Below are 15,257 nucleotides of genomic sequence, written 5' to 3' on the forward strand. Positions count from 1 at the left end.
GCTAGTTTGAGCCAGAAATCTCCACGGGGTTGAAAACCGGAAATTCACCGCAGCTCGGAGAGCATTCGATCAGCCGGGATTCTACATACATAAAAACTGCGAAGTCAGGGCGGTAAGCATCTAAAAATGCAGCCGGAAACTTATGGTCAGGAAGGTTGGCGACGTTATTAACGTTTACAGTTGCTGCCTGACTGAACACCTCACCAGCTATCGCGGCCATCCTGTTGGTGAATGAGTCGCCAATGACAGCCACTTTGATTTTCCGGACATGGCTATTCTCATAGTAGGTTAGACGGCTTCCCTCGGGAAGTAGCTTCTCCCATGATGGCGGCGTGGGAGATGTGAACCCGTATCCATTTTCTGGTACTGGGACCCAGCTTTCATCACGGAATGGAAGCCCCATCATGCGACCAAAACCCGTTGGCTCGTAGTAATCGATCTTAAGGTTATACGGTGGGAAAGCCGAGGGAACGCTGGTGGGAAAGTATTTCCGAATGTGATCCGCCAACTGCTCGAAAGCTATGAAGGTGCCGTGCTGAGTAGCGTGCGGGTCGGTGTGGTAATAAAGCTCGGCATTGTCCGAAGCTTTCCGGATCGCTTGGCGGACGGGGACCAAGTTCTCCGGCATGACCTCCTTCAGCGCATCGAAGACCTGCTCTGATTGCGTTGGAAGGCTTTCATCGAAGTGCCAACTGTCCGGCATATAGCGGTTACCATATATCGCCGCTTTCGTGGGCATGAAAAGAACGAGCATGTGAATGCCTCGCCTTTCCAGCCATCGCTTTCGGTCAATAAGAGCTTGTTTAACCTTGGCAACATATTCCGGGTTGAGCCGCCGCGGACCGACTGAACCTAGCCCGTCGAATTCGGCGCCGAACACCCAAGGGCCGGCCCCGACAACGACATTTGGTGCCAGTGTCGAGCGAAAACGGGTATAAAGCTGCTCGTTGAACGCTAAGACAAGGGGCCTTCGAAACGCAAAGTTATCGGTGAGCCAGGCATCGAGGCCTCGTACATAGGATGTGATGTCACCCTTCCACCTGGGTTCGGGAGCCATCTCGCGGTTTTCGTCAACCTGTATCGATGGCTGCCATCCAGCCAACGTAAGAACACCGTTAAGAGATAGTGAGGTGAAAAGGGCCAAAGGCAAGATCAGCATCAGGGGTAAGCGGATAGCAAGGCGCAAGAACTTGCATAGCTGACTGATAAAGGAGGTTTGGTAGGTACCATGCATCGCTTCAGAACCTGAAATATAGGAAGGCTTGGAGGGTGCTGGCAGCCGCGGCAGATAAAGCAACGCCGCCAATTGCAACCAGCGCCAAGCTCCTCAGGGTTTCCTGGAGGGGGTTGGCAATGAGAGCCTCGCCGGGGCGACGCGATCCGAATATGCGTTCGATGCTAAAGTGCATCCCTAGACCCAAAACAGATCCGACGCAAAGGACGGTCAGCAGGAACGGATTGTAGAGCCGTAGAATGTCCGCGGGCGCCCCTGCCACATCGCCGAAGAAAAGTGCCGAAAAGTAGCCGATAGCGTGCGAGAAGCTCTCTGCCCGGAACCACACCCAACCCAGCAGCACTGCAACGATGGTATAGAGCCTTCGAAGTGGGATAGGCCAGCTTTCCAGAATGCGACCGAACCACGCACGCTCGACCGTCAGAAGTAGGCCGTGCCATAATCCCCAAATTAGAAACGTCCAGCTAGCGCCATGCCAGAGCCCGGTAGTGGCAAAGACGATCCAAAGGTTCATTGATGTCCGCGCCGCGCCGCGCCTGTTCCCGCCGAGCGGTATGTAAAGATAATCGCGAAACCAGCGCGATAGCGTCATATGCCAGCGCCGCCAGAAGTCTTGAACGCTGTTGGCGGTATAAGGCATGTCAAAGTTTTCGGGGAAGCGAAAGCCGAACATCATTGCCAAGCCGATTGCCATGTCGGAGTAGGCGGAAAAATCGAAGTAAATTTGCAGCCCGAAGGATATGATGCCTACCCATGCCAATGGACTGCTGAGGTCGGCGGTAGGCGTGCTGAAGATGTGGTCAACAGGAATGGAGAGAGGGTCAGCTATAAGTAGCTTCTTTGCGAGACCTATAACAAACCGTTCAGTGCCGGACGAGAACCTTTCCAGGGTGACCATTCTGTTCCTGAGGTCACCTGCTATCTCCTTATAGCGAACAATCGGGCCAGCAATAAGTTGTGGGAAGAATGCCTTGAAGACACCCATTCGAACCAAATTCCGCTCAGCGCGAACGTCCCCTCTGTAGATATCAACGAGGTAGCTTATGGCCTGGAATGTGAAGAACGAAACGCCTAGTGGAAGGGGCAGGTGTGGGACTGGAAGAGATATTGATCCAACAAGTCCTAATGCACTGTTGATATTCTCGATGATAAAGGTGGAGTATTTGAAAACGGTCAGGACAAGCAGATTGGCAATGAGTCCGGTTATCAACCAGATCTGGCGGGACCTTTCGCTGCTGCCATCAATAGCCAGTCCCAGTGCATAATTTACTAGGATAACTCCGACAAGCAGCCAGACCACCGCTGGCTCTCCCCAAGCATAGAACGCTAAACTGAGAACGAGTAGCGTCAAACTGCGGAAAGGCAGCAGGAAGTATGCAGCGATCGACAGCGGTAGAAAGAAGCTGAGGAATACAGGTGATGAAAACAGCATTCGCTTTTCCGGGAGTTTCCGGTCCCTTGAGTACATAACTTCCAACGCTCGCTCAATCGTCCAGTGTTTAGACGCGTATTTTTCTTTCTTGAGTTGGAGACATCCCCCTTACGGACGCACGAACCGGAAGGGCAAACGATAAACGCTCTGTCGCCAGCGATTTGCTAAACCCTGTTTTCCGCTCTGATCGCGCCTTAAGGGTTCTCACACCCAATTGCGCTAGAGAATCCCTCAAAAGGCGCATTGCATCCGGCGGGTGGGGGCAGAAGCATGAGTTTTACGGAAACGACACGGACATCCTGGTTCGCGCGGCTGAGGAACGCGCTGGTCGGTTTTCTCATCGGTATTGTCCTTGTGATCGGGTCGATCTGGGCGCTGGTCTGGAACGAGGGAAGGTCTATCAAGACCTATCGTGCGCTCGGGGAGGGAGCGAGCATCGTCGTTTCAGTGAGCGCCGACGAAATTGTGCCTTCGAACGAAGGCAAGCTCGTTCATGTCTCGGGCAAGGTGAAGGCCGGTAGCATTCCCTCGGACGAAGAGTTCGGCGTTGCTGCCGACGGAGCGCTGGCTATCCGCCGCGAAGTCGAGATGTATCAATGGATCGAATCGAGCGAATCGACCACGCAAAAGAAGCTGGGCGGCAGCGAAGAAACCGTTACCACCTATAAATATGCCAAGGAATGGCGGCAGGGGCGCGAGAATTCGGCGGACTTCCGTCAGCCCGAAGGCCATGAGAACCCGCAATTGATCGTTGAAAGCGAGAACTTCACCGTCGATACCGCGACCGTGGGCGCCTTCACCGTGTCTGGGGAGGATATCGCCTATCTCGGCACGCAGACCGATCTCAAGGTAACCGAGGAAGATGCGCGCGGCGCAGCCGATGCTCTCTCCCGGCCGGTGCATGTCGATCGCGGTGGTCTTTATGTGGGGGCCAATGTTTCGACGCCTGCGATTGGCGATATCCGGATAAGCTACACCCGCGCGGATCTCGGCGAAGCGAGCCTTGTCGCCGTGCAGGATGGTGGTTCGCTGAAGCCTTACACGACGACCAACGGTCGCGAGATCTTCCTGACGGCTTCGGGCAACGTCGATGCGACGCAGATGTTTGCCGATGCCGAGGCGGAAAACTCTCTCATCGCCTGGCTGGTGCGTGCCGGCGGCATGATCGGTCTGTTCATCGGCTTTTCGCTGATCTTTTCGATCCTCGGCGTTATCGCCGATGTCGTCCCGTTCTTTGGCTCGCTGGTGGGCTTCGGCACAGGCCTGGTGGCGCTGGTGCTGACGGTGCTGATCGGTCCGCTGGTGATCGCGATCGGTTGGTTCGCCTACCGTCCGCTTCTGTCGCTAGGATTGCTGGCGGGTGGCGCTATTGTTGCCTTCGGCATTATCTGGCTCAGGCGTGGCAAGCCCGCGGCAACTGCATTCGGTCGGTGAAGCTTTGCACAATCGGCGGCATTTTCAGCAGAACAACTCTCCGCGCCCCTTGCCCTCGATCTGGTCGATCTGAAACCAGTCTGCGATACGCTCGACATCGAACATCGCTTCGCCGTCCCGAAGCTGGACCCGCAGTTTGTCACCTGCGAGTCCAAGGGGCTCGCCGATATAGATCCGGTTATTTCCTGCCTCGTCGATAATGTCGATTGCGAAGCGCATGCGGCCTCCAAATTCAGTCTTTTATGTCCGTATCTATGTATATTAGAGCCCTAGGGTGATTGCCTTGAGCGAAGCTGTCTTCGATTGAAGTGGCGGATACGGAGCATTGTCGGAGCAGACTATCGCCTGTATGTCGGGTTGATCCTTGAGGAGACCCGATGTTCGTTCTTTCCAAGCTTTTCTGGATGCTTGCCCAGCCGCTGTCCCTTGCCTGTTTCGCCATTCTCGCAGCCGTGCTTGCCCAATTTTTCTGCCTTCGCAGGACGGGACAGGCTCTGAGCCTTGCGGCGGGCGTGATTCTCTTTGTGGTGCTGTTCAGCACGGCCGGCTCTTATGCTCTCCAGGGGCTGGAGGCGCGCTTCCCCCGGCCGCAGGCGGATCCGGACACGCTTTCCTGCATGATCGTTCTGGGCGGCGCTTTCGAGACGGAGGTGACGACGAGCAGGGGTGGTATCGACCTCAATCAGGCCGCCGACCGCTTCGTAGAGGCCTTGCGGCTTGCCATGGCTTATCCGCAGGCAAAGATCCTCGTTTCCGGTGGAGACGGTTCGCTGAGTGGGGCCTATGAGGGCGATGCCGCAGCATCGCTGCGCTTCTTCTCCGCTTTCGGAATTCCTGCTGACAGGCTGATTGCCGAAAGAGATTCGCGCACCACCTTCGAGAATGCGGCCTTCAGCCGCAATGTGCTCGAGGCCAATGGGCTAAGCGATTGCCTGCTCATCACGTCGGCCTTTCACATGCCGCGATCCGTCGGCCTGTTTCGCAAGGCGGGGATAGCGGTGACGCCATGGCCGGTTGACTACCGTACCAGCGGTAAGCTCGACCTGACGTTGGACTTCACCCAGCCGACCCTCAACACCCAGCAGACATCGACCGCTGTGCGCGAATGGATCGGCCTTGCCGCTTATTACATGGCCGGCCGGATCGATACGCTCTATCCCGCGCCATGATGAGGGTGGCTGGAGCTATTTCTTGGAAATGGTCAGGAACTTGGTGCCGCGCACCCGCACCGTCATCTGGCAGGGCTCGCTGTCGGTGCGGTCGCAGAAGCGAGGATGCATCTTCAGAATGAAGACCTTGTTGCCGAAGCGCTGGATGAAGTCGTAGCCGTAGATCTGGGCGGTGGCGATCATGAAGTAGCCGCCTTCCTTGACCTGCAGATAGAAATTGTGAGGGCAGCCGTCCGCCGTGCAGTCAGGGCCGCGTGTTCCGTCGCACGTGATATCGCCCTCGTTGACCACGGCATCAATGAGGGTGTCGTTGTTGATGTCGATCCGGTCCATGAAGCCGGGGCCGTACTCGACTGTTTCGCACCGCTTCTTGAAGTGCTCCTTCTCGTATATTTCAGGATCGCTGATAAGCTGCTGCTGACCGAAGGAGGCCGAAGGCGCGGCAAGCAGGAGGGCGATTTGCAATGTGGCAAGCAACAGGTATTTCACGTCGTTTGTCCCGGCGAGATGGAAATGTCGCGGCCATCCTCGCAGGGTCTGCTTGCGCGACACTGACGCTTGCGGCGGATTCTTGATCACATCGGGCGGAAAGGCTTTTCATGTCGTTGCTGGGGTTTCTCGATTATGCGGGTGTTGCAGTTTTTGCGGCGACAGGGGCGCTCTCCGCTTCGCGCAAGGAACTCGACCTGATCGGCTTTCTGTTCCTGGCGCTGGTCACAGGTATCGGCGGCGGCACGATGCGCGACGTGGTGCTCGGCAGCCTGCCGGTCTTCTGGGTCATCAACCCGGATTACGTGCTGGTGTGCGCCTCGGTCGGCGTGCTGGTGTTCTTCACCGCCCACATGGTCGAATCGCGCTATCGCCTGCTGGTCTGGCTGGATGCCATCGGTCTTTCGGCCTACTGCGTCATGGGGGCGGCGAAGGGCTACGTGGCGACGGGATCGCCGACGGTCGCGATCGTCACCGGCACATTGACGGCCGCCTGCGGCGGCATCCTGCGCGATATCATCGCAGGCGAGCCTTCGGTTCTCCTGCGGCCGGAAATCTACGTCACCGCAGCGCTCGTCGGCGCCACGGTCTTCACTGCCGCGACAGAGTTCGATCTTGGTCCTCTCACGGCGTCGGTTCTCGGCGCGCTGACGGCTTTCGCCATCCGCGGCGGAGCGCTGTGGTTTGGCTGGTCACTGCCCCGTCCCAATTCCCGTCCGGGCCGGTCGCCCGATGACGTGATGAAATAGTTTGGCTGTTCAGGGGCACACAGAATACAGGCGCCGGCCCTGGGCCGCCGCGAGACGTCTTCCATCGAAAGGGGACAGAATTACCGGCTCTTCGGACGCAGGCGGATCACTACGTCGACATGGGCGATCTCCATGCCTTCCGGGGGCTCGGGGAGATTGTCGATGGAGATGTTGTTGACCGGGATATCGAGAACCTCGTTCTCGCCTTCCACGAAAAAGTGATGATGGTCCGACGTATTGGTGTCGAAATACGTCTTGGCGCTTTCCACCGCGAGAACGCGGATGAGGCCGGCCTCGGTGAACTGATGCAGCGTGTTGTAGACGGTTGCCAGCGACACCGGCACATCTGCGGCAATCGCTTCTTCATGCAGTTCCTCGACCGTCAGGTGACGGTCGCCCTTGGCGAAAAGAAGACTGGCCAATGCGATACGTTGACGCGTCGGGCGCAAGCCCGAGCGACGTAGTTTCAGTTCCGTGCTCACACCGTATTCAGCCATCGTTACCGACGAACTCCGAGTTTTCCGCCTGTCAATCCTCTGACGTTGATCAAGGATATAACTTTTAAGGCTCGTCCTTTCAATAGTGTCCGCGGCATCGCGGCATGAGAAACAGCCGCAAAACCAGCCTTTTGCGGCTTTTCTCTCTGGTCGTTGCCGAAGTCATGCTGTATGCGACGGCGGACGGGGCCGGCGTCGTAGGAGAGTCTGACAACTCCGGACGATTGCATCACGGCTATTGTGGGACTTCAATTTGTCCCTATCTTGCTCTAAGGGTCCGCCATCGTGAAGCTCAGGGAGGAAGAAGAAGAAGAGATGAAACCAAGACAGTCCAGCTATAATTACGAAGAAATCCTGTCCTGCGGTCGCGGCGAACTTTTCGGCCCCGGCAACGCCCAGCTTCCCCTGCCGCCGATGCTGATGGTTCATCGCATCACCGAGATTTCCGAAACGGGCGGCGCCTTCGATAAGGGCTTTATCCGCGCCGCGTATGATGTCCACCCGGACGACTGGTATTTCCCCTGTCACTTCCAGGGCAATCCGATCATGCCCGGCTGCCTCGGTCTCGACGGTATGTGGCAGCTGACCGGCTTCTTCCTTGGCTGGCTTGGTGAGGAAGGCCGCGGAATGGCGCTTTCGACTGGCGAAGTGAAGTTCAAGGGCATGGTTCGCCCGCACACCAAGCTTCTCGAATACGGCATCGACTTCAAGCGGGTCATGCGCGGCCGTCTTGTGCTCGGTACGGCTGATGGCTGGCTGAAGGCCGATGGCGAAACCATTTACCAGGCAACGGACCTTCGCGTGGGTCTGTCGAAGGATAAGACGGCCTGAAAGCAGGCTCTGTCCAATCATGATAACAAGAAGGTCTGAGAGATGAGACGGGTAGTTGTAACGGGTCTTGGCATCGTGTCCTCCATTGGAAGTGATGCTGCTGAAGTCACGGAATCGCTGCGCAACGCGAAATCCGGCATTACCTTTTCGCCGGACTTCGCCGAACACGGCTTCAAGTGCAACGTATGGGGCAAGCCCACTCTCGATCCGACCGAACTCGTCGACCGTCGCGCCATGCGCTTCCTGTCGCAGGGTGGCGCCTGGAACCACGTCGCCATGAAGCAGGCGATTGCCGATGCCGGTCTCGAAGAGGCCGACTATGCCCAGAAGGAGCGCGTCGGCATCATCATGGGTTCGGGCGGTCCATCCACCCGCACCATCGTCGAGGCCGCCGATATTACCCGGCAGAACAAGAGCCCGAAGCGCATCGGCCCGTTCGCCGTGCCGAAGGCCATGTCCTCCACTGCATCCGCAACGCTTGCCACCTGGTTCAAGCTTCACGGTGTCAATTACTCGATCTCGTCGGCCTGCTCGACCTCGGCGCATTGCATCGGCAACGCCGCCGAGATGATCCAGTGGGGCAAGCAGGACATGGTATTTGCGGGCGGCCACGAAGATCTCGACTGGTCGATGTCTGACCTGTTCGATGCCATGGGTGCAATGTCCTCGAAGTACAACGACACGCCGGCTTCCGCCTCGCGTGCCTATGACGCCACGCGTGACGGTTTCGTCATTGCCGGTGGTGCAGGCGTTCTGGTTCTGGAAGAGCTGGAGCACGCCAAGGCCCGCGGCGCCAAAATCTACGCCGAAATCACCGGTTACGGCGCCACCTCCGACGGCTACGACATGGTTGCCCCGTCGGGCGAAGGCGCAATCCGCTGCATGCGGCAGGCGCTCTCCACGGTGAAGGGCGATGTCGACTACATCAACACCCACGGCACCTCGACCCCGGTTGGCGACAGCAAGGAAATCGGCGCCATCCGCGAAGTGTTCGGGGACAAGATTCCGCATATCCAGTCGACCAAGTCGCTGACCGGCCATTCGCTGGGTGCTGCAGGCGTGCAGGAATCGATCTATGGCCTGCTGATGATGCAGGAGCGCTTCATCGGCGAAAGCGCCCACATCACCGAACTCGATCCGGAATTCGACGGCGTTCCGATCGTCCGCAAGCGTATCGACAATGCCAAGATCGACACCGTTCTTTCGAACTCCTTCGGGTTCGGCGGCACCAACGCCACCCTGGTGTTCCAGCGCTACAATGGATGACAATATGAACGGTATCATGCAGGGCAAACGCGGCCTCATCATGGGGGTCGCGAACAACCATTCGATTGCCTGGGGTATTGCCCAGGCGCTGGCAGGTGCTGGCGCGGAACTCGCCTTCACCTATCAGGGCGAGGCGCTAGGCAAGCGCGTCAAGCCTCTGGCGGCTGAACTTGGCTCGGATTTTATCCTGCCGTGCGATGTTGAGGATCTGGCTTCCGTCGATGCCGCCATCGCCGAGTTGAAGGCGCGCTGGGGCAAGATCGATTTCATCGTTCATGCCATCGGCTTCTCCGACAAGAACGAGCTGAAGGGCCTCTATGCCGACACCACGCGAGACAACTTCACGCGCACCATGGTGATCTCGTGCTTCTCCTTCACCGAGATCGCCAAGCGGGCATCCGAACTGATGACGGACGGCGGCAGCATGCTGACGCTGACCTATGGCGGCTCGATGCGGGTCATTCCGAACTACAACGTCATGGGTGTCGCCAAGGCGGCTCTCGAGGCTTCCGTGCGCTATCTGGCTGGTGATTACGGTCCGCGGGGCATTCGCGTCAACGCCATCTCCGCAGGCCCTGTTCGTACGCTTGCCGGTGCCGGCATTTCCGATGCGCGTGCCATCCTGTCGTGGAACCAGAAGAACGCGCCCCTGCGTCGCACGCCGACCATCGAGGATATCGGCGGTTCGGCTCTCTACCTGCTTTCGGGCATGTCGAACGGTGTGACCGGTGAAATCCACTATGTGGACGGAGGCTACAACATCACGTCCCTGCCGACGCTTGAAGTGCTTCGCGGCGCCGACAGCGAATAGAGCAATTCCCGCAAAAGCGCGCAGCGGTTTTGCGTCAAGACAAAAAGATAGAGCATTGAAGGCGATTCCGTTTTTTCGCCGGAAGTGCTTTAGCGGACAAAGAAAAAGGCCTGACGCGAAGTGTCGCGTCAGGCCTGAAAACGGAGGGTCCGCCAACCGGGAAATTCCCGGCTTACTCCGGTTTCGAATGGGTTTCATGCCGAATTGCGCCTGCGAGCATCGCCAGGCTGACCGCATGCATGCGGTTACGGGCACCGAGCTTCTGCTGCGCCGACTGAAGCAGGTCCTCGACCTGAATTTCCGCCAGAACCAGAAGATTGCAGATATCCAGCAGCCGCTTTCCTTCGGCAACTAGCGTCAGACATTGTATTTCAGGTCTGCTGAGGACGGCCCCATCACGGGGCTCGCTCCCGGAGGCTTTGAGCTTTGTCATGATGTCTTGAAAACCAGGATGGAATTTTCGATCTGGGCATATGGCAATACTACTCCGTGCCCGCTCTGTTGGCGGGTCATATACTGAGAGAATTGGAAAAAGTAATTCGCGCTGGCCGCCAAATATTTTACCGGCCAGTCAATTTTCAATCGAAGATCTGTTGTTGGAATTCGCCTCTTGAGGTTATTTCTTCCGAGTATCCGGATTTTGTCAAGAGGCCATGTTTATGGGCCGCGGAAGGCTCCCCGCTCAGGCGCTCTTTTGTTCCCGCAGGTCCCTCGGAGTGACACCGAACCAGCGGGTTACCGAACGGGTGAAGGCGCTCGGCGCCGAATAACCCAGACGGTAGCAGATCTCCGAAATAGGCAGGTCGCTGGTCGTCAGCAGGCTATGGCTGATGTCGCGGCGAACATCGTCGCGTAATTCGTTGAGGTTCGTATTATGGTCAGCGAGCCTGCGCTGGAAGGTTCGCTCCGAGAGGCCGAAATAGGGGGCGATCTCCGCAAGCGCGAAGCTCTGCTCGGAAATATGCAGGAACAGGTATTTCCGAACCTGATCGATGAAATCGCTGTCGAGCAGCGTCGGCTCGGGCCGCATGGCGCGGCATTGCAGGTCCATCAGCTCGTAGAGGCGCCTGTCGCCCTTGGGATTGCGGGCCTCGAGGAAGGCGTTGCTGAAGCGGATAGAATTGAACCGGCACTCGAAACTGACCTTGCGGGCAAGCAACTCCCTGAAAAGGTGTGGTTGTTTCGGTTTCGGACGTTCCAGCTCGATCTCGATAATCTCATTCGCCTGTCCCGTGATATCGCGTGCCCGCTGCATCAACAAGCCAAGCGCCATGTCGACATACTGGTCGCGCTTGACGATGACGGGGGCGAAAGTCCAGGTCAGCCGCGCACCGCGATCGTCGAACTCCAGATGGCAGTAGCTCGTATGCGTGACATACTGGGTGTGTTCCTTGACGAAGTGAACGAAGTCTCGTCCGGTCGGCGCCGACATCACGCCGTAGCCGAAAGGACCGCTCGCGCCGGCGACGAAATTGCGCACGCAGGTCAGCCCGAAGGCATCGTCATTGGCAAGCAGCGCACAGGCCTCCAAAAGCCTGCACAGGCGATCGATGCTGATGCGGCTGGTGACTGACTGGAAGCTCTCCGGATCGATCTCCAGCGCCTTGCAGATGGGTGCAATGTCGATGCCGTAGCTCATGGCATGCTTCGCGACCGCAGACGCGACGCCCGCTACCGTAGTCAGTTCGTCGGTTAGACTTTTACTCGACATTGACGGATTGGCGCCTGACGCTAATAGAATGTCGCGTAAGGTTAAGTGACGTCTGCGGGTTTGTCGAGTGAGTGTCATCACGACGCAAAATGACAACGACCCGGCCTGCAAAAGCCGGCCGGGTCGCTTGAACCTCTCGATATCTGGCAGGTTAGGCGTGCGTCAGCGCTTGGCCCAGAGAACCTTGAAGCGCGCGTTGCGGCAGGTTTCGCCATGTTCGCGGAAGTTGGCCGCAAGCGTCTGCTCATAGGGCAGGCCGCGATTGGCGACCATCAGCAGCGTGCCGCCCGTCCGCAACGCCTGCGCGGCGGTGGCGATCATTGCCTGACCGAGGCTCGGTTCTGCCGCATGGCCCTGGTGGAAGGGCGGGTTCATGATGACGAGGTCGTATTTCTCCTTCGGCGGCTCGCGGGTCAGATCCTGCCAGAAGAAGCGGGCTGTGAGATTCGGGCGGATGGCAGCCAGGTTCGCCTTGGCGCATTCCAGCGCCGCGTGATCGGCCTCGAAAAGGTCGATACGCGCGGTCCGGGACGAGCGCTCCGACAGCATCACCGAGAGATAGCCCCAGCCGGCGCCGAAATCGGCGGCATTGCCGTCAAAGTCGCTGGGCAGGCGCGATGCCAGAAGCTCCGAGCCATCGTCCACGTGGTCATGGGAGAAGATGCCGGCCACGGTCCTGAAGCGGCCTTCGACCACGACTTCCGCAGGCTTCAGCGAGGCGATGAGCGCGCTCGCGTCGGCGGGGGCGTTAAACCACAGGGCCACGCCGTGATATTTCGGCATATGCTCGACTTCGAGACCCAGCCCGAAGAGGCGTTTGCGCATCGGCTGCACGCCATCTTCCTTGCCGCCGCCGATGACGATCTGGCCGCCGGGTTTCACGCGGGAAAGTGCTTCAGCGACACGGGCTTCATTCTCGCCGCGATGCTTGCCGAACAAGATGAGCGCACCGTCGAAATCCTCGCCCTCAGCCTGCGGTTGGGGATCGAGGTGAGCTGCCTGCAGTTTCAGGAATTCGCCGCGAAACCCCTGGACGCAGCTCAGCGTGGCGGGAAATTCGGTCGGTTTGGCGAAACCAGCCTCGGCACCCAGAAAAAGGTAGCGAGCGCCTTGCTCCGGCTGTTCGAGGACGCCGGACGCGAAGGGATGGAAAAGGGTCTTGAGCGATTCCTGGCTCATGGCAATGGTCCTTCAAGCATATAAAAAAGGCGCGGACAGGTATCCGCGCCTTGTTCCGGAGGTGAGGGGCCGCTTATTCGGCGGCTTCGCCCTCGTCCTTCTTCTTCTCGGCGACGATTTCCTTACCGGTCGCCTGATCGACGGCCTTCATGGAGAGGCGAACCTTGCCGCGCTCGTCGAAGCCCATCAGCTTGACCCAGACCTTGTCGCCTTCCTTGACGACGTCCTGGGTCTTGGCAACGCGCTCGGAAGCGAGCTGCGAGATGTGGACCAGACCGTCACGCGAACCGAAGAAGTTGACGAAGGCGCCGAAGTCGGCGGTCTTGACGACCGTGCCTTCATAGATGGCGCCGACTTCCGGCTCGGCCACGATCGAATGGATCCACTTGCGGGCGGCTTCGATTTCCTTGCCCGAAGAGGATGCGATCTTGACGGTGCCGTCGTCCTCGATGTTGATCTTTGCGCCGGTCTTTTCGACGATTTCGCGGATGACCTTGCCGCCGGAGCCGATGACTTCGCGGATCTTGTCGACCGGAATGTTCATGACTTCGATGCGCGGAGCGAATTCGCCGAGCTGAGAACGGCCTTCGGAGATCGCATTCGCCATTTCGCCGAGGATGTGCTTGCGACCGCCTTGGGCCTGGCTGAGCGCGACCTTCATGATCTCTTCGGTGATGCCGGCGATCTTGATGTCCATCTGCAGCGAGGTGATGCCGTCGGCAGTGCCTGCAACCTTGAAGTCCATGTCGCCGAGGTGGTCTTCGTCACCGAGGATGTCGGAGAGAACCGCAAAGCGGTCACCTTCGAGGATCAGGCCCATGGCGATACCGGCAACCGGCTTGGCGAGCGGAACGCCTGCATCCATGAGAGCGAGCGAGGTGCCGCAGACGGTTGCCATCGAGGACGAGCCGTTCGACTCGGTGATCTCGGAAACGACACGCAACGTGTAGGGGAACTGTTCGGCCGAAGGCAGCATCGGACGGATAGCACGCCATGCGAGCTTGCCGTGACCGATTTCGCGACGGCCCGGAGAGCCCATGCGGCCCGTTTCACCGACCGAGTAGGGCGGGAAGTTGTAATGCAGAAGGAAGCGTTCCTTGTACATGCCGGTCAGGCTGTCGACATACTGCTCGTCTTCACCGGTGCCGAGCGTCGCAACAACGATCGCCTGGGTTTCGCCGCGGGTGAACAGGGCCGAACCATGGGTGCGCGGCAGAATGCCGACTTCCGACACGATGGCGCGAACGGTCTCCAGATCGCGACCGTCGATACGGCTCTTGGTGTCGAGAATGTTCCAGCGGACGATTTTCGCCTGCAGGTGCTTGAAGACGGAGCCGATTTCTTCTGCCGTGTACTTGGCTTCTTCGCCTTCTGCCGGCGTGAAGTGCGCCTTGACCTTGGCCTTTACGGCATCGACGGCTGCGTAGCGGTCGGCCTTCTGGGTGATCTTGTAGGCATCGCGCAGTTCGGCTTCGGCGATCTTGAGCATTTCGGCTTCAAGTTCGGAATAATCTTCCGGTTCGAATTCGCGCGGTTCCTTGGCGGCGACTTCGGCGAGCTTGATGATCGCGTCGATGACCGGCTGGAAGCCGCGATGACCGAACATGACGGCGCCGAGCATGACGTCTTCCGGAAGCTCCTTGGCTTCGGATTCAACCATGAGAACGGCGTCCTGCGTACCGGCGACGACGAGGTCGAGCGAGCTTTCGTCCATCTCGTCGAGATGCGGGTTCAGCACGTATTCGCCGTTGATGTAGCCGACGCGCGCGCCGCCGACCGGACCCATGAAGGGAACGCCGGAAAGCGTCAGCGCAGCCGAAGTGGCGACCATCGACAGGATGTCCGGGTTGTTTTCGAGGTCATGCTGGATGACCGTGACGACGACCTGCGTGTCGTTCTTGTAGCCTTCCGGGAAGAGCGGGCGGATCGGACGGTCGATCAGGCGGGAGACGAGGGTTTCGTTTTCCGACGGGCGTCCTTCGCGCTTGAAATAACCGCCCGGGATCTTGCCGGCGGCATAGGTCTTTTCCTGGTAGTTGACGGTCAGCGGGAAGAAATCCTGGCCCGGCTTCGGCGCCTTGGCGGAAACGACGGTGGCGAGAACCACGGTTTCACCGTAGGTGGCGATGACCGCGCCGTCGGCCTGACGGGCGATCTTGCCGGTTTCGAGCTTGAGCGGGCGACCGGCCCACTCGATTTCGACGCTATGAATATCAAACATGTCTTGTCCTTCTTCGACGGACCGCGGGCTTTAATGCTCTGCCCGAAAGGGCGTGCGCGGCCGTGAGAATGTGACTTATCACGGGCAAGACAGCGGGAAGCTTTCGTTTCGGTCTTCCCTCCGAGGGAGGGGGTCCGATTGCGGGACGTGAAACCTTCCGGCTTTTTGTCTCGCCGCCAGGGTCGTCTGGCCAAAGCGTCCGGCAATCCTGCCCCATGACAGGTCATCGGTTGG

At 58.7% G+C, this 15,257-nt stretch carries 15 protein-coding genes; 6 read left to right on the plus strand and 9 right to left on the minus strand.

Annotated features, from left to right (window positions below):
- Position 1: 1 nt before the first annotated feature.
- Together NBH21_RS13150 and NBH21_RS13155 are read right to left on the minus strand one after the other, a co-directional pair.
- Positions 2-1,312 carry an alginate O-acetyltransferase AlgX-related protein gene (locus tag NBH21_RS13150; RefSeq protein ID WP_250914231.1) on the minus strand — a complete coding sequence of 437 codons (1,311 nt, stop codon included), beginning with the start codon at positions 1,310-1,312 and terminating at the stop codon, positions 2-4.
- Complete coding sequence (locus tag NBH21_RS13155) at positions 1,239-2,666, minus strand: MBOAT family O-acyltransferase (RefSeq protein WP_250914230.1); 1,428 nt, start codon at positions 2,664-2,666, stop codon at positions 1,239-1,241. The genes NBH21_RS13150 and NBH21_RS13155 overlap by 74 nt, the downstream gene beginning before the upstream one ends.
- Before the next feature lie 270 nt (positions 2,667-2,936).
- On the opposite strand from NBH21_RS13155, the gene NBH21_RS13160 reads away from it, so the two are divergent.
- Positions 2,937-4,100, plus strand: a complete 1,164-nt coding sequence (locus NBH21_RS13160; protein ID WP_250914229.1) for a TMEM43 family protein — start codon at positions 2,937-2,939, stop codon at positions 4,098-4,100.
- A 24-nt stretch (positions 4,101-4,124) separates the two neighbouring features.
- Here the strand turns inward: NBH21_RS13160 and NBH21_RS13165 are convergent, their stop codons facing one another.
- On the minus strand, positions 4,125-4,319 hold the full coding sequence (locus NBH21_RS13165) for a hypothetical protein (protein ID WP_163902608.1): 195 nt from the start codon (positions 4,317-4,319) through the stop codon (positions 4,125-4,127).
- A 158-nt stretch (positions 4,320-4,477) separates the two neighbouring features.
- On the opposite strand from NBH21_RS13165, the gene NBH21_RS13170 reads away from it, so the two are divergent.
- On the plus strand, positions 4,478-5,269 hold the full coding sequence (locus NBH21_RS13170) for a YdcF family protein (protein ID WP_250914228.1): 792 nt from the start codon (positions 4,478-4,480) through the stop codon (positions 5,267-5,269).
- Between the two features lie 15 nt (positions 5,270-5,284).
- Here the strand turns inward: NBH21_RS13170 and NBH21_RS13175 are convergent, their stop codons facing one another.
- The gene (locus NBH21_RS13175) at positions 5,285-5,758 is read right to left on the minus strand and encodes a hypothetical protein (RefSeq protein WP_250914227.1); all 474 of its coding nucleotides are present in this window, start codon (positions 5,756-5,758) and stop codon (positions 5,285-5,287) included.
- A 110-nt stretch (positions 5,759-5,868) separates the two neighbouring features.
- Between NBH21_RS13175 and NBH21_RS13180 the strand changes: the two genes are divergently transcribed.
- Complete coding sequence (locus NBH21_RS13180) at positions 5,869-6,507, plus strand: trimeric intracellular cation channel family protein (protein ID WP_250914226.1); 639 nt, start codon at positions 5,869-5,871, stop codon at positions 6,505-6,507.
- 80 nt (positions 6,508-6,587) lie between these two features.
- On the opposite strand, the gene irrA is transcribed toward NBH21_RS13180, so the two are convergent.
- Positions 6,588-7,004, minus strand: a complete 417-nt coding sequence (gene irrA / locus NBH21_RS13185; RefSeq protein WP_250914225.1) for an iron response transcriptional regulator IrrA — start codon at positions 7,002-7,004, stop codon at positions 6,588-6,590.
- 315 nt (positions 7,005-7,319) lie between these two features.
- Between irrA and fabA the strand changes: the two genes are divergently transcribed.
- Genes fabA through fabI form a run of 3 tightly spaced genes read left to right on the plus strand, consistent with a single transcriptional unit; the run spans position 7,320 to position 9,912 of the window.
- Positions 7,320-7,835 carry a 3-hydroxyacyl-[acyl-carrier-protein] dehydratase FabA gene (gene fabA / locus NBH21_RS13190; RefSeq protein WP_250914224.1) on the plus strand — a complete coding sequence of 172 codons (516 nt, stop codon included), beginning with the start codon at positions 7,320-7,322 and terminating at the stop codon, positions 7,833-7,835.
- A gap of 42 nt (positions 7,836-7,877) precedes the next feature.
- Entirely contained in the window at positions 7,878-9,101 is a 1,224-nt protein-coding gene (gene fabB, locus NBH21_RS13195) for a beta-ketoacyl-ACP synthase I (RefSeq protein WP_250914223.1), read from the plus strand.
- Between the two features lie 4 nt (positions 9,102-9,105).
- Positions 9,106-9,912 carry an enoyl-ACP reductase FabI gene (gene fabI, locus NBH21_RS13200; RefSeq protein ID WP_250914222.1) on the plus strand — a complete coding sequence of 269 codons (807 nt, stop codon included), beginning with the start codon at positions 9,106-9,108 and terminating at the stop codon, positions 9,910-9,912.
- A gap of 172 nt (positions 9,913-10,084) precedes the next feature.
- On the opposite strand, the gene NBH21_RS13205 is transcribed toward fabI, so the two are convergent.
- From NBH21_RS13205 to pnp, 4 genes are all read right to left on the minus strand, one after another.
- Positions 10,085-10,345 carry a LuxR C-terminal-related transcriptional regulator gene (locus NBH21_RS13205; protein ID WP_250914221.1) on the minus strand — a complete coding sequence of 87 codons (261 nt, stop codon included), beginning with the start codon at positions 10,343-10,345 and terminating at the stop codon, positions 10,085-10,087.
- Between the two features lie 249 nt (positions 10,346-10,594).
- The gene (locus tag NBH21_RS13210; RefSeq protein WP_250914220.1) at positions 10,595-11,623 is read right to left on the minus strand and encodes an AraC family transcriptional regulator; all 1,029 of its coding nucleotides are present in this window, start codon (positions 11,621-11,623) and stop codon (positions 10,595-10,597) included.
- A 162-nt stretch (positions 11,624-11,785) separates the two neighbouring features.
- Positions 11,786-12,802, minus strand: a complete 1,017-nt coding sequence (locus NBH21_RS13215) for a class I SAM-dependent methyltransferase (protein WP_250914219.1) — start codon at positions 12,800-12,802, stop codon at positions 11,786-11,788.
- Positions 12,803-12,875: 73 nt separating this feature from the next.
- Positions 12,876-15,023 (minus strand): polyribonucleotide nucleotidyltransferase, encoded by a 2,148-nt coding sequence (gene pnp, locus NBH21_RS13220; protein WP_250914218.1) that lies wholly within the window; start codon positions 15,021-15,023, stop codon positions 12,876-12,878.
- Positions 15,024-15,257: the final 234 nt, after the last annotated feature.

The sequence above is a fragment of the Ciceribacter sichuanensis genome (assembly GCF_024055605.1).
In the GTDB taxonomy this organism is placed as follows: Bacteria; Pseudomonadota; Alphaproteobacteria; order Rhizobiales; family Rhizobiaceae; genus Allorhizobium; species Allorhizobium sichuanense.

Excerpts from the sequence above, each read along its gene's own strand:
- irrA (WP_250914225.1), bottom strand. The coding sequence starts at position 7,004 with ATGGCTGAATACGGTGTGAGCACGGAACTGAAACTACGTCGCTCGGGC.
- fabB (WP_250914223.1), top strand. The coding sequence starts at position 7,878 with ATGAGACGGGTAGTTGTAACGGGTCTTGGCATCGTGTCCTCCATTGGA.
- NBH21_RS13205 (WP_250914221.1), bottom strand. The coding sequence starts at position 10,345 with ATGACAAAGCTCAAAGCCTCCGGGAGCGAGCCCCGTGATGGGGCCGTC.
- NBH21_RS13210 (WP_250914220.1), bottom strand. The coding sequence starts at position 11,623 with ATGTCGAGTAAAAGTCTAACCGACGAACTGACTACGGTAGCGGGCGTC.
- NBH21_RS13155 (WP_250914230.1), bottom strand. The coding sequence starts at position 2,666 with ATGCTGTTTTCATCACCTGTATTCCTCAGCTTCTTTCTACCGCTGTCG.
- fabA (WP_250914224.1), top strand. The coding sequence starts at position 7,320 with ATGAAACCAAGACAGTCCAGCTATAATTACGAAGAAATCCTGTCCTGC.
- NBH21_RS13160 (WP_250914229.1), top strand. The coding sequence starts at position 2,937 with ATGAGTTTTACGGAAACGACACGGACATCCTGGTTCGCGCGGCTGAGG.
- NBH21_RS13180 (WP_250914226.1), top strand. The coding sequence starts at position 5,869 with ATGTCGTTGCTGGGGTTTCTCGATTATGCGGGTGTTGCAGTTTTTGCG.
- NBH21_RS13170 (WP_250914228.1), top strand. The coding sequence starts at position 4,478 with ATGTTCGTTCTTTCCAAGCTTTTCTGGATGCTTGCCCAGCCGCTGTCC.
- NBH21_RS13165 (WP_163902608.1), bottom strand. The coding sequence starts at position 4,319 with ATGCGCTTCGCAATCGACATTATCGACGAGGCAGGAAATAACCGGATC.
- fabI (WP_250914222.1), top strand. The coding sequence starts at position 9,106 with ATGAACGGTATCATGCAGGGCAAACGCGGCCTCATCATGGGGGTCGCG.
- NBH21_RS13215 (WP_250914219.1), bottom strand. The coding sequence starts at position 12,802 with ATGAGCCAGGAATCGCTCAAGACCCTTTTCCATCCCTTCGCGTCCGGC.
- pnp (WP_250914218.1), bottom strand. The coding sequence starts at position 15,023 with ATGTTTGATATTCATAGCGTCGAAATCGAGTGGGCCGGTCGCCCGCTC.